This is a genomic window from Cyclobacterium xiamenense (genome assembly GCF_900109255.1).
Taxonomy (GTDB): domain Bacteria; phylum Bacteroidota; class Bacteroidia; order Cytophagales; family Cyclobacteriaceae; genus Cyclobacterium; species Cyclobacterium xiamenense.
On record NZ_FNZH01000003.1, the window covers coordinates 891,348 to 903,865 of the forward strand.

At 50.2% G+C, this 12,518-nt stretch carries 13 protein-coding genes; 5 read left to right on the forward strand and 8 right to left on the reverse strand.

Annotated features, from left to right (window positions below):
• Positions 1-8: 8 nt before the first annotated feature.
• Positions 9-737 carry a succinate dehydrogenase/fumarate reductase iron-sulfur subunit gene (locus BMW71_RS13425; RefSeq protein WP_092174733.1) on the reverse strand — a complete coding sequence of 243 codons (729 nt, stop codon included), beginning with the start codon at positions 735-737 and terminating at the stop codon, positions 9-11.
• Positions 737-2,671, reverse strand: a complete 1,935-nt coding sequence (locus BMW71_RS13430; protein WP_092174736.1) for a fumarate reductase/succinate dehydrogenase flavoprotein subunit — start codon at positions 2,669-2,671, stop codon at positions 737-739. Before BMW71_RS13430 ends, BMW71_RS13425 begins: the two co-directional genes overlap by 1 nt.
• 106 nt (positions 2,672-2,777) lie before the next feature.
• Between BMW71_RS13430 and BMW71_RS23540 the strand changes: the two genes are divergently transcribed.
• From BMW71_RS23540 to BMW71_RS13440, 3 genes are read left to right on the forward strand one after another with little or no spacing between them, the layout of a single operon-like run.
• Positions 2,778-2,996 (forward strand): hypothetical protein, encoded by a 219-nt coding sequence (locus BMW71_RS23540; RefSeq protein WP_143057622.1) that lies wholly within the window; start codon positions 2,778-2,780, stop codon positions 2,994-2,996.
• Positions 2,997-3,012: 16 nt separating this feature from the next.
• Positions 3,013-3,888 (forward strand): sterol desaturase family protein, encoded by an 876-nt coding sequence (locus BMW71_RS13435; RefSeq protein WP_092174948.1) that lies wholly within the window; start codon positions 3,013-3,015, stop codon positions 3,886-3,888.
• 31 nt (positions 3,889-3,919) lie between these two features.
• Positions 3,920-4,837: a glycoside hydrolase family 16 protein gene (locus BMW71_RS13440; protein ID WP_092174739.1), complete on the forward strand. Its 918-nt coding sequence runs from the start codon at positions 3,920-3,922 to the stop codon at positions 4,835-4,837.
• Positions 4,838-4,967: 130 nt separating this feature from the next.
• Here BMW71_RS13440 and BMW71_RS13445 read toward each other — a convergent pair whose 3' ends face one another.
• From BMW71_RS13445 to BMW71_RS13455, 3 genes are all read right to left on the reverse strand, one after another.
• Entirely contained in the window at positions 4,968-6,017 is a 1,050-nt protein-coding gene (locus BMW71_RS13445; RefSeq protein WP_092174741.1) for a DUF3500 domain-containing protein, read from the reverse strand.
• A 46-nt stretch (positions 6,018-6,063) separates the two neighbouring features.
• Positions 6,064-7,233 carry an FG-GAP repeat domain-containing protein gene (locus tag BMW71_RS13450; protein ID WP_092174743.1) on the reverse strand — a complete coding sequence of 390 codons (1,170 nt, stop codon included), beginning with the start codon at positions 7,231-7,233 and terminating at the stop codon, positions 6,064-6,066.
• A 79-nt stretch (positions 7,234-7,312) separates the two neighbouring features.
• Positions 7,313-7,978, reverse strand: a complete 666-nt coding sequence (locus BMW71_RS13455) for an SDR family oxidoreductase (protein ID WP_092174951.1) — start codon at positions 7,976-7,978, stop codon at positions 7,313-7,315.
• A gap of 487 nt (positions 7,979-8,465) precedes the next feature.
• Between BMW71_RS13455 and BMW71_RS13460 the strand changes: the two genes are divergently transcribed.
• Together BMW71_RS13460 and BMW71_RS13465 are read left to right on the forward strand one after the other, a co-directional pair.
• Positions 8,466-8,783 carry a hypothetical protein gene (locus BMW71_RS13460; RefSeq protein WP_092174745.1) on the forward strand — a complete coding sequence of 106 codons (318 nt, stop codon included), beginning with the start codon at positions 8,466-8,468 and terminating at the stop codon, positions 8,781-8,783.
• Positions 8,784-8,785: 2 nt separating this feature from the next.
• Entirely contained in the window at positions 8,786-9,517 is a 732-nt protein-coding gene (locus BMW71_RS13465) for a hypothetical protein (protein ID WP_092174748.1), read from the forward strand.
• Between the two features lie 399 nt (positions 9,518-9,916).
• Here BMW71_RS13465 and BMW71_RS13470 read toward each other — a convergent pair whose 3' ends face one another.
• The 3 genes from BMW71_RS13470 to BMW71_RS13480 all read right to left on the reverse strand — a co-directional run.
• The gene (locus BMW71_RS13470) at positions 9,917-10,441 is read right to left on the reverse strand and encodes a hypothetical protein (RefSeq protein WP_092174749.1); all 525 of its coding nucleotides are present in this window, start codon (positions 10,439-10,441) and stop codon (positions 9,917-9,919) included.
• Between the two features lie 42 nt (positions 10,442-10,483).
• Positions 10,484-10,786, reverse strand: a complete 303-nt coding sequence (locus BMW71_RS13475; protein ID WP_092174752.1) for a PH domain-containing protein — start codon at positions 10,784-10,786, stop codon at positions 10,484-10,486.
• A gap of 208 nt (positions 10,787-10,994) precedes the next feature.
• Positions 10,995-12,518, reverse strand: a 1,524-nt coding sequence (locus BMW71_RS13480; protein ID WP_092174754.1) for an RHS repeat-associated core domain-containing protein, incomplete at its 5' end; no start/stop codon positions are given.

Genomic DNA, 12,518 nt, shown 5'->3' on the forward strand with positions numbered 1-12,518 from the left:
TCGTCAGGTCATTTCCAAAATTCCCGGTTCATCAGGGCGATGTGCGCGATCGAAATACCCTGGGGACACTCCACCTCGCAAGCCCCCGTATTGCTGCAGGCACCAAATCCCAGGTTATCCATGGTTTGGACCATCTGTTGGATGCGTTTCTTGTGCTCGATTTTTCCCTGAGGCAACCGATACAAATGGCTGATTTTTGCGGCGGTGAATAATGCGGCGCTACCGTTTTTACAGGAAGCAACGCAGGCGCCACAGCCGATGCAGGAAGCAGCATCAAAGGCTTGCTCGACGGCTTCGCTGCTTATCCGGGTTTGGTTTGCTTCCGGTGCCTGCCCGGTGCTGACAGAAATATAACCTCCGGAAGCGATGATTTTATCCAAGGCCTTTCGGTCCACGCTGAGGTCCTTTCGGATAGGGAACGGGCCCGCCCGAAACGGTTCTACATAAATCGTCTGCCCTTCCTTGAAGGAACGCATGTGCAGTTGACAGGTGCTTGTTTGGTCCAGCGGCCCGTGGGCTCGTCCGTTGATAAACAGGCTGCACTGACCGCATATTCCCTCCCGGCAATCGTGATCGAAGGAAATGGGCGATTCTCCCCGAAGTATCAGGGTTTCGTTTAGTTGATCGAGCATTTCCAGAAAGGAAGTGTCCGGCGAAATATCCTTCACGTCGTAATCCACCATTTTCCCTTTTTCCCGGGAATTGGCCTGCCTCCATATTTTCAGTTTGAAATTCATTACTTGTAGCTTCTTTCGGTTGGTTCGGTATAGGCAAAATTCAACGGCTCCTTGATAAGCACCGGCGTATTTTCTCCCGGACGCCAACAGGAGATAAAGGCATAGTCCCGATCGTTTCTTTTTGCTTCCCCATCGCTGGTCTGGTATTCTTCGCGGAAGTGTGCGCCACAGGACTCTTCCCGGCTCAGGGCATCCACACACATCAACTCCCCGATTTCCAGGTAGTCGGCCACCCGACCGGCTTTTTCCAGCTCTTCGTTGATGCCGTTTTCCGTTGGCGGAATTTTTAACTCCCGGTAAAATGCCTCCCGAAGCACCCGGATGGACTCGATGGCAGCGATCAGCCCTTTTTCATTTCTGGAGAGGCCACATTTGTCGTAGAGAATTTTACCCAGTTCCCGGTGAAAATGGTCCACGGTCTTGCTCCCGTTGATCCGACAGAGCTCGCTGAGTTTGGTTTTCACCTCCTTTTCGCAGGCCTCAAATGCCGCCGATTGGGTGCCTGCCTGCGTGCCTTTTCCCAGGTGAGCCAGGTAATGGGGCAGGGTTTGGGGCAGGATGTAGTACCCATCGACACAGGCTTGGAGTAGGGAATTGGCTCCGAGCCGATTGGCGCCGTGGTCTGAGAAATTCGCCTCACCGATCACAAACAGCCCCGAGATATTGGAGCTGAGCTCGTAATCTACCCATAAGCCTCCCATGGAAAAATGGGCGGCTGGGGAAATCATCATGGGCTGCTGGTAGGCATTGATGCCGGTGATCTTTTCGTACATGGAAAAGAGGTTGCCGTATTTTTTTGCAATGGCGTCCTTTCCCTGGCTGGCGATGGCATCCTTGAAATCCAGGTAGACGGCATTCTTTAAGGGCCCCACTCCCTGTCCGGCATCAATTCGCTCCTTGGCAGCTCGAGAGGCGATGTCTCGGGGAGCAAGGTTGCCATAGGAGGGGTACTTCCGTTCCAGGTAGTAGTCGCGTTCCTCTTCCGGAATGGCGCCGGGCTGGCGGGTATCATTTTTTGCCAGGGGTGTCCAGATTCTACCGTCGTTTCGTAGCGATTCGGACATGAGGGTGAGTTTGGACTGGTGGTTTCCCGATTGTGGCAGGCAGGTGGGGTGTATTTGTGTCCAACTGGGGCAGGAAGCCCATGCACCCCGCTTGTGCGCCCGCCAAATGGCCGATCCATTGCAGCCCATGGCCAGGGTAGACAAATAGTAGATTTTCCCAAACCCTCCCGAGGCCAGGACTACCGCATGGGCGCCGTGCCTGCTGATTTCGCCGGTGTCGAGGTTGCGGACCAAAATACCCTTTGCCACGCCATTTTCGGTGACCAGGTCCAGCATCTCGTGCCGGATATACGCGGTGACCCTTCCCAGGTGCACCTGTCGCATAAGTGCCTGGTAAGCACCTAGAAGCAATTGCTGTCCCGTTTGGCCTCGGGCATAGAAGGTACGGCTCACCTGAACGCCTCCGAAAGAGCGGTTATTGAGGTACCCGCTGTATTCCCTGGCAAACGGAACCCCCTGGGCAACCGCCTGATCGATGAGGGAGGCCGAGCATTCGGCCAACCGGTAGACATTGGCCTCTCTGGCGCGAAAATCGCCCCCTTTCAAGGTATCGTAAAACATACGGAAAACGCTGTCTCCGTCGTTTTTGTAATTTTTCATGGCATTTACTCCACCCTGTGCAGCCACCGAATGGGCTCGCCTGGGGGAGTCCTGAAAACAAAACGTGGTCACCCGATAGCCCTGTTCGGCCAGTGACGCGGCGGCAGAAGCTCCCGAAAGACCCGTTCCCACGACGACTATGTGGTAGTTTTTCCGGTTATTGGGGCTGATTAACCGGGCTTTGTCTTTGAAGTTGGACCATTTTTCGGTCAAATCGCCTTCGGGAATCTTGGCAAAAGGTGTGGTGGCGGTGTCGGTGGTAAAATACATGAAAAGCGTTTTTGCTGCTGCTGTAGTTTAATAGTAAGAAATTATTCCCAATGTTCCCAATGAATGCGGTAAGTAATTTCCGGCTTTATTTTATCAAATGTAACCCTTGTCACCAACTACCTCATTTGCCGGGTATATATTTAAACTTCGAAACAGCAAGGACCGGTTTTTGGTTAATTTGAGTAAAACCTATTTGGTTTTTATTGGGTTTAGTTATCTGGAAAGAGGAGACTTGTGTGGGTCTCCTCTTTTTACCTTCGCCAGACATAGTCCAACCGAAGTGGGCGGGGATTACCAAAAATTGGCCCGGGGAAACCACAAGTGACCGGGAAAAAATAGCCATGGAAAAATATTTTAAAATCGTCGTCGATGCCTATTACGGGTACTTCAATTACCTGGTCAATGAAATCATGTATCCCTCCTGGACCAATTATTTTTGGTGGCTGGTAGGGCTTTCGCTGGCGGTCTGGTTGCTGGAACTGGTGTTTCCCTGGAGAAAAAGCCAACCGGCACTGCGGAAGGATTTCTGGTTGGATGGTTTTTACATGTTTTTTAACTTCTTTCTGTTTTCCTTGATCGCTTACAATGCCATTTCAAATGTGGCCGTAGAGGCCTTTAACGATTTTCTGGGGCTATTTGGTATTACCAACCTGGTGGCCATTGAGGTGAGCTCCTGGCCAAGATGGGCGCAGTTTGCATTGTTATTTGTCGTCGCTGATTTTATCCAGTGGAACGTGCATCGCCTGTTGCACCGGGTACCGGCGCTTTGGGAATTTCATAAGGTACACCATTCCGTCGAGCAAATGGGATTTGCGGCGCACCTGCGGTTTCACTGGATGGAGACCATTTTGTACAAGAGCGCCCAATACATTCCCCTGGCTATGATTGGGTTCGGATTGACGGATTTCTTTTTGGTCCATATTTTTGCTACCGCCATTGGTCATTTGAATCACGCCAATCTGCGAATAACCTACGGACCGCTGAAATACCTACTGAACAATCCAATCATGCACATTTGGCATCATGCCAAAACGCTGCCAAAGGGATCCTACGGTGTGAATTACGGTCTTACGCTAAGTATTTGGGATTATTTGTTTGGCACCGCCTACATCCCGCACGAGGGCAGGGACATACCCCTGGGCTTTGATGGGGTGGAAAAATTCCCCAAGACCTTTTGGGAACAAGTGACCTACCCCCTTCGGAAAAAAAGCACCTAATGCGTACCTTGCAGGAAACCATCCCATCCCCATGAAAAGGTATTTTCTCTGCAGCAGTTTTCTTTTTTATCTTTCGTTAGGCCACCTGGCCGCACAGCGCGCCGATACACTTCCGCCGGCCGGCTATGCGCTGGTATGGGCGGAGGAGTTCCTGGGAACGGGAGGCCCGGATCCGCGCTTTTGGTCCTTCGAGCATGGATTTGTGCGGAATCGGGAGTTGCAGTGGTACCAGTCTGCCAACGCCCGCCTGGAGGGAGGATTGCTGCTCATCGAAGGCAGGCGGGAATCGGTAGTAAACCCGGCTTTTGACGAAACGAGCAAAAACTGGAAAACGAACCGCCCAATCGCCAGCTATACTTCTTCCAGCATTCATACCCGTGGAAAATTTTCTTTTCGTTACGGGATTCTGGAGGTGCGGGCAAAAATTGCTACGGATGTGGGACTTTGGCCCGCTATCTGGACCCTGGGGGTAGACGGAGACTGGCCAGCCAATGGAGAAATCGATGTGATGGAATACTACCTGGTGGAGGGAGAACCCACGTTGCTGGCCAATGCGGCTTGGGCGCATCCGGATAAACGAGCTGCCTGGGATGAGGCAAAAATACCGCTCGCCCGGCTTTTGGCAGCGGATCCGGATTGGGTAGAAAAATTTCACGTTTGGAAATTGGAATGGACCGCCGACTACCTACGGATCTATCTGGACGAACACTTGCTAAACGAAGTAGACCTGAGCAGTACGGTCAATCCGGATGGGACAAACCCCTTTCGGCAACCCCACTATATATTGTTGAATTTGGCGATTGGAGGAAATGGAGGTGATCCGGCTCAAAGTGTTTTTCCCGCGGACTACCGTGTGGATTACGTGCGGGTGTACCAGAAAGATACCCCGGATGATCCGGTAGATGCGCTCCAACAGAACACTGCTGCCGGATCCGCTGGGTACCGGTAGGCGGGTGTGGTTTTGTCTCCCAGGAGCGCTCCTTGGGTAAAATCCCGCTCGCTTTCGGCGGTTCCTCGGGTATGCCCCTGGCCCAATCGCCAGCCAATGGAACAGCCGGGCGGTCCGGGTTCGGCGACCGTTACTCCCCCTGCTTTGCTAGCGCATCGGGTAGGTGTTCCCGCTGGTAATGGCTTCTCAGCGCGTCGCCCTCCCCAAAATCGTTTTGCAGGTCACGAACCACGGTATGCACGTGGTTGGCATCGTTTTGAACGTTGTCGTATTCAATCAGCAGGTCTGCTCCCTGGATCCGGTAGTAATGCGGTTCTCCTACAGCATTGGTTTCGCTTCCGGCCCAGCCAAAGGTTATCGCTTCCCAACCCTCGTTTTGTATCCGTTCGAGCAGGATGTCCCGATAGGTAGCCGTGTACCGCGAAAGGTAGGTCTTCACCAGGGATTGCAACAGCTGCTGCTGGTTGTTGCTCAGCGAACCATAGGCAATCCCCTTCGGATCCAATAAGGCTGCCTCCCGGTGGTTGGAAGTGATGATATCTAAGGGGGCTTTGTCCGAGAATTTTGCCTGATTTCGTTGGGTTTCGTTCAGGGAATGCAGCAGGGCAAATCCCTGATCGGTTTCTTCGGCCAGGACCTGCCGGTTAAGAAAAGGCCCGGAGAGGACGACCGCAGGGTTGGATCCCATAAAGGAAGGGGTGGCCGAGACAAGGGTTTGGTTTCGCGAGGAAAAATTTAGCGACAGGTGGTGGCCTTCGAGTCGCCAACCCCATTCGTTTTCGCCACCGGGTGTTCCAAAAATGCTAAAATGGTAGTTTAAGGGGTCGCGGTAGGTATCGTTTGCCGGTCGGTTTTCCACGTCCCGCAACACATTCTCCAATTCGAAAATGGCCTCGGTACGTTTCACACCCGGTTCACCCAGCGAAGCGCGTATCAAGGCGAGGGCGGCGGCTTTCTGCTGCGCGGTCATGTGGTGGAACGTAAGACCGTTTCGTTGCCGGGGGACAAAATGCCAGTCGAAGCGCTCGCGGTGGTCAAAGGGAAAGCAGGCCTGCCGCTTGCCCTCGGCATCCAGACTTTCGATAAAGGCATTGGCCGCCGGGGCCAGGTCCTGCGCCGTGCTGATGGTGAGTTGCAGCAGGCAGGCAAAGAGGCAGCAGATCTTGATTTTATGGTTCATAGTGGGGGAGGTTTCGCTAGTTGGCCGGGGAAAGGGGGTGGTGTATTCAGTCGCTTGTATTCCAGTAGACGACCAGGTTTTGGGTGGATCTTCCAGAGGCGATGATGTCGGGCTTGCCATCGCCGTTCAGGTCGGCTACTTTCAGGTCTTCACAGGCCATGCCGTTTTTGTCTACCCAGTGTGCTTGCCAGGAGGAATCAGGGCCTTGTTGGTAGAGCTGGATGCCGATCTCGCCGGCCTCGTTTGGTTCCCGCCAGCCAATGACGATTTGATCGCTTCCCAAGCCAAGTACATCGGCAGCGGCCAATCCATGTCCTTGATTCATGGCCTCGGTGAGTACCTGTCGGTCCAGATTTTCTTTGGTAAAGCCGGCGGCTGTGGGAAGGTAAACCGATAGCGTTGGGCCGTGGAAGGGTTCCACGCCGGTTAGGAACTGCCTGCCGGCTTTATTTTTCCCCACCCTAATTTCTCCGAATCCCTGTCCGGTTACCAGCCAGTCACCCTTGGGATGTGCTTTCCAGGTGCCGTTTGCGTAGTGAAAGGCCTTCACGCCCTCTTTGCCTCCGATGTACAAGGATTCGGTTGCATTGCCTTCCGGGACGATTTCCAGGTTGTGGGTGAGGTGCATGGATTGGTCGATGACCCAATGCTTCCAGTCCCTGCCGCGGGTATCCTGCATTTCGTAGCCGATTACCTTTACTCCTGCGCCCATGCCCCCGGAATTTCCCCGACCGTGCAGGGGGAGCATCACCAAATGGAATAGCGTGTCATTTGCTTGTATCCAGCGCATGCGGTGGACGGTGGGCTCGTGGTGTAGGCGTACCGGCTCCCATTTTTGGGTAGGATCGTCGGGGCGTATCAGGTAATGCACCGAACCGGACTCCGTATCGTCGGAGGTTTCGCCGGGATTCCACTGGGCGCCCACGGCCACTTCCACCTGTCCATCTCCGTTTATGTCTCTGGCGGCGATGCACACGTTGTCGTAGGGGGTGAGGTTTTCTACCATTAAAAATCGTTTCCAGTCCCCGTTTCGGTACCAGACAAATTCCGTCTTATCAGCCAGCAGAATATCGGGTTTTCCGTCTCCGTCCACATCGCCGATGCCGAGTCCGTAGCCGATTTTAATCCGCTCGTCCAGTACCTGTCGTTCGAAGGAAGGGTTGGGCGCGGGCTCGAGCAAGCCGGGTAGCAGCAAAAAAAATAGCCAGTGTATCATGGTGTTTGGTTTGGGTTGATGAATTCAATAAATTTAACCAAAAAAAACGATACCCGGCAACTATTCTACCATTATTGCGCTAGATCACAGGCTGTCTGGATTTAAGGAAGAGGTGGATGGCTTCCGGAATAGCGACCTTTCCGCCGAGAATTTCAAAGACCTGCGGGCTGCTGAGGGAATCGTCCAGCATGTGCACCAAAACGGCCGCCACATCTTCCCTGGAAATTTCTCCTTTTTCGTTAAATACGGAAGAAACCTTTATTTTTCCCGTGTACCGCCCGTCGGTAAGCCTTCCCGGACGGACGATGGCATGGGGAAGGCTGCTGGCCTTCAGGTGTTCGTCGGCTTCTTTTTTGGCGAGTAAGTAGTGCTGCATGGATTCGTCGGCCTTTTCCGCATTTTCCGCTCCCCTGGAGCTTAGCATGACGTATTTTTTCACCGTTTTTTCGAGGGCCAGGTCCACGCTTTTGATGGCACCGATTTTATCGACCAGATTGGTTTTATCCTTGCCCGTTTTGGAGCCCGAACCTGCCGCAAAAATAACTTTATCGATGCCGTCGAATGCCTGGCTGAAGTCCTTTTCCAAATCGCCCAGCACCGTTTTGACTCCCGATTCCTCGAAAAAGGGGCGTTGGTCCTCCTTCCGAATCATGGCCACCGGATTGTAGGCGGTATGTGCCGCCAGGCGTTTCACCAGCAGGCGTCCGATTTTTCCATTTGCGCCAATTATTAGTATGTTTTCCATAGGTATAAACGTTTTTCTCGAATCAGGACCAAATATTGTTCCAAAGTCTTTCTGGGGAATGCTTTGGGCGGTTCGTTGCGGGGGATTGGGCCTGGCTGCATGCGGATCGCGGTAGCGTAGCCGGACCTGATAGAACGCAACCCATCGAAAAGGCGGGAAAAAAAAATGGATGCAAGTAGGATGCGATTGATTGGAAGGGAAATCTTTTTGCCTCCCTGGTTCGCGCATGTAGAAAAAAGCTACTATCTTGGTAAAGCCCATTGATTTAAAGGCCACTTCGCAGGGTCTGAAGGCGGGCAAGGTAGGTTTTATCCCGGCAACGCGGCAAGGTATCGGGAACGGGTTGCTTGGCAGCAGCTTTCCTGGCCGACGGGACCTTGCAGCGTTGGTTGGAGAGTAAGTACTTCCACGGTAAGTCTGTAATACAACAGCAAAAAGCGTTCAGATGGGATAGGGTTTGTCCAGTACAGCAGAGATATTGTCCATTTTGATTAAGAATCAACGAAGTGCAATTGGGTACCTATCTTTTTTTGCGGTTTCCATCGCTATTCTTGGTATCGGTCTGGTCGTGTACGCATTTTTATTTATTGAAATCTCTGAATCCAGCGAAACGATCAAGCTTTTTATAGGAATCGGGGGCGGTTTTATATCCACGATAAGTGCCTTTCCGATTAACCAAATTATCAATCGAATCGAACGGATACGAATATACGCCTATTACGCGTCAAATATCGGCAGTATGACAGCGTCTGACTTAAAAAAAGCGGAAGAGCTAATCGCAAAATCAATCGATAAGATCGTCTAACCATGGAAACTAACGAATTATTCCGTAGACTGGAAATACAGGAAAAAAAGGTAAAACGGAGAACGTTCATTTTTACACTTATCCCCATCCTGACAGCTATCGTTTTGATAACGGTAACTTCTAGAGAAGTGATCAGGGTAAATGCAACGCTCGCTACGATCCAAAAGGAATTTCAGGAAACGGCGGCGATCAATGCGGCCCTTCGGGCGCAAAACGATTCGTTAAAAAGTAAAAATGATTCGTTAAGCCATGTATTGATCGAATCTACCACTACGCTGGGAAAAGCCACTTCTGTTCTATGGGATTTTAAACAAATGATTGATAACATGCCTTCGGCAAACCGTTCTTCCGCTGAAGCCATGTTTTTTATAGAATTTAGAATGCTGGAAGAAAGGGTACGCGGCAATTATTTGCATCTCTCAGAAAAAGTCGAGGCACTGCCGTCCATTACGGAGGACCGGGATTGGATTGTGATTGTAGCATCTAGCGTGTCTCTTGAAGACCTAAAGGGGATTGTAACCAAGGTCGCATCCCTCTACGACAGGGACCAACTGGCGATCTATAAAGAAGGGAAAAACTATTTTCGATTGGCGGTAACCGGCAACGGAACGTTTACCCGAGCGTATCGACTTAACGTAAAACTAATACGTGAGCAGGGTTTTGAGGGGGCCTATTTTGATGGCCGAAAAGATTGGGGTAAAAATTACCTGCCTGAATTGATGGGAGACGGGTAGCCACTCCTGCCCGGGTACTGGTATCCAGAGCGGCTATGAGTCCATCAACGGCCAGCTCGCCACCATTTTGGTCCGTGTTACTACGGCATGTGTTCTTGCATTGGGGTGGAGTGATCCGGTTCATTTGTTGGTCGTGGCGGCATTTCTTTTTTTAACGCTGGCGGATCGGCCTGGCGCCACCGTTTTTATCGGCTTCTGAAGCAGTCCGGCTAAATGCCTACCTGGTAAACGAAGCCCCCCGCCGCTTCCAAAATCAGCAACATTCCCTGATCAAAGAAATTTTTCGTAAATTCCATGTATTTTTTTTAGGTTTTATTGGACATTCAAAAAGTATCACTAAATTGTAATGGATTGAATAGTAGCGGATTGGGACCATCGCCATTTTTTCTTCATTATTTGCTAATCAATTGGTGTTGCTGCTTCGGTTACTAATGTTCTCACTCCTCCATTAAATGTAGAAATAATTGAAATTACATTTTTGTCAATTTCTGAAGAATCAAGTAACTTACTATATCCTGCATTGAACCCTCCAACCGCAAAACCCAACGAAGTATCCCAAATCGTTTTGTCCGTTCCTAACCCCAATGAGGTTTTCAAGCCATCTTTAGACTTAAAATCTACAAATGCTTGTCCTACAAAAGCCAATTTGGAGAATAAACCAGCAAATCCAATGTCTGCAATATCGACCCCCGACAAATTCCCCTCAAATACCAAACTTGTCCCCATTTGCAATCCAGTTTCAATCCCCATTCGTTGAACTACCCTGCCACCCAATCCCTCGACCATTCCCCTAACCAACGCCGGGGAAGCGGCTGCTGCTACCTGGCTGCCGCTAATGCCATAGGTAACCATTTTGCCGATTCCGTCTGTTTCTTGATGCCAGTACTTCCGTTTTCCCGAGGTCCAACTTTCGTCCTCGTGCAAAGTATGTAGGCCAGACCAGTAGCAAAGTATCTTTGAATTTATTTATTGTACAATAGGGTAAAACCTTTTCATTATTTTTATCTTATCGGAATCAATGGGAAGGTCCATATTGGGAACCAGCAAACTAGTAATGATAAATTCCTGGCCATTTTTTAATCGGACCATGGAGTAGTTGTAATTATCCCAAGGAAACCACTGCATCCTGTCTTCGGCCAAAGGGTAGGATTTAAACCGCTTTATCAATTCAATATCACTAAAAGAAAAGCTCGCCGACTCACCCTTGTGGTTAATCGTGATTCGTTGCCCTACGGGGTCATAGAAGAATATATCGCCTTTGTTTTTCATATAATAATTAATGTGTAGGACTAATTGAGGAATGAAAAACACTAGAAACAATGCAGTAGATAGTAGGATAAATATCCAAGTATCACCTGATCCAAATCTATTTATCATATAAAGAGGTAAAATAAACGATCCAATCAAATAGATTAAAATTGGCCACGAATTTTGAAATTGATGTTTAAAACTAACTTTATATGTAAACATATTCACTCTATCTGGGTATCCAACCGTTTCTTATAGCAATTTCAACTTGCCAATACTGTTGGCTTATTTCATATCTCAGAGGCTGTGTCACATCCCAAGCTTTTTCACCTAAGAAAAACAAGCCTCCTACCGCAGCTCCATATGGCCCACCCAGGTAACTCATTGCTACAAGTGAAGAACCTATTCCAATCAAATGATAGCTGTATCTACTTCCACTTAAGTTGCCCTGACTGTAACTATAGGTATCAACGACAGCAGATGCGCCAGATAGAAATGTTCCTGTATTTGATAAAACTCTCCCAAAATTTCCGATTGAGTTAAAACTTGTGAGCGGTTTTGTTGCAAATGTCATTGGCTGATTACCAAATAAAGAAAAGTTTCGTCCTGTTAATTGATAATTACCACCCAAACCTCTCCTAAACCCTTGCTGATAAAGACTTGTACTCCTGCTTTCTCCCGATAACCACATTCCTTCACCAGCAAGGCTAAGTACTGTACCAATATCACCCAAACTTAGATTGTTCTCGCCAAAATCGATTCCCTCAGACCTTGAGGCCTCAACATTAACGCCGTCAAGTATTCCCCCATCTCGGGTCCATTGCCCATTTCCAAACGTGTATTCGGCACCTCCACGTGACTCATACACCTGCCCGTCAATCGGATTTTTCACTTCTTCTTCACATTCAGGACATCTTCCATCGGGGTCATTGTACCTGACCGGATTATTCCACATGGCAGCATAGGGTGATTTGTCCAATTGCTTTTGGTGATCAGCCAGAGGGTCAACTGTAGACCATCGTGCAACACTTGGATCATAAAGCCTGGCACCAAAATCATATAGATTAAGCCTAGCGTCAGAGATTAATTCTTTACCATTGAATCCGTACCTACTCTCCTTCCGATCTTCCATCCGGTATTCCAGCCCGCTAAGCGCTAGTCCCCAGGGGTCGTAGTGGTCTTCCTGCACCACCAGGGGGCTCAGGGTTTGTATCCGGAAGTCGTCAAACCAGACATCGGTCTCGGTCTCGTTTACCAAAAAGGCTTCCATATACCCATCCTTTTCAATATAAAAATTTGCCTCCAGAAATTCGTGTTTTCCGGCCGCTTTTTTTGATAAGGTTCTTTTTTCCTGGCGGTAAAGCTTTCCTTCCCTATCGTATAACGCATACAACAGATAGGCCTCGGGTACCGGTTTGCGCTGGAGCGACTGGATCAGCAGGTCCGCCAGCGAAAGCCAAAGCACCGGGTTACCGGCTGCCGCGGGAGCATTTCTAAATTCGGTCAGGCGGTCGAGCAGCTGGGTTTTGGCGCCACTGGCGATAAAGGTCTCCGGCTTTACCGACAAGCCGCGCCTATCCCGGTATTTGCCGCGGACCGAAAGGAGTACCTGCTCGCCAATTGCAACCTCTTGCCTCCTGGCAGGACCGAGAATTCTCCCCCGGCCGGCATTCAGCCAGGCCGAATGGCTGCCTCCGGGCGTGCTATTGTGTTCGACACCGGATTGGCGGGTTTGGTGTACGCCTTCAAAGTT

Bases quoted from the DNA above. Each gene is read 5' to 3' on its own strand.
- BMW71_RS13450 (WP_092174743.1), bottom strand. From the start codon at position 7,233: ATGATACACTGGCTATTTTTTTTGCTGCTACCCGGCTTGCTCGAGCCC.
- BMW71_RS13465 (WP_092174748.1), top strand. From the start codon at position 8,786: ATGGAAACTAACGAATTATTCCGTAGACTGGAAATACAGGAAAAAAAG.
- BMW71_RS13425 (WP_092174733.1), bottom strand. From the start codon at position 737: ATGAATTTCAAACTGAAAATATGGAGGCAGGCCAATTCCCGGGAAAAA.
- BMW71_RS13435 (WP_092174948.1), top strand. From the start codon at position 3,013: ATGGAAAAATATTTTAAAATCGTCGTCGATGCCTATTACGGGTACTTC.
- BMW71_RS13475 (WP_092174752.1), bottom strand. From the start codon at position 10,786: ATGAAAAACAAAGGCGATATATTCTTCTATGACCCCGTAGGGCAACGA.
- BMW71_RS13440 (WP_092174739.1), top strand. From the start codon at position 3,920: ATGAAAAGGTATTTTCTCTGCAGCAGTTTTCTTTTTTATCTTTCGTTA.
- BMW71_RS13455 (WP_092174951.1), bottom strand. From the start codon at position 7,978: ATGGAAAACATACTAATAATTGGCGCAAATGGAAAAATCGGACGCCTG.
- BMW71_RS13430 (WP_092174736.1), bottom strand. From the start codon at position 2,671: ATGTATTTTACCACCGACACCGCCACCACACCTTTTGCCAAGATTCCC.
- BMW71_RS13445 (WP_092174741.1), bottom strand. From the start codon at position 6,017: ATGAACCATAAAATCAAGATCTGCTGCCTCTTTGCCTGCCTGCTGCAA.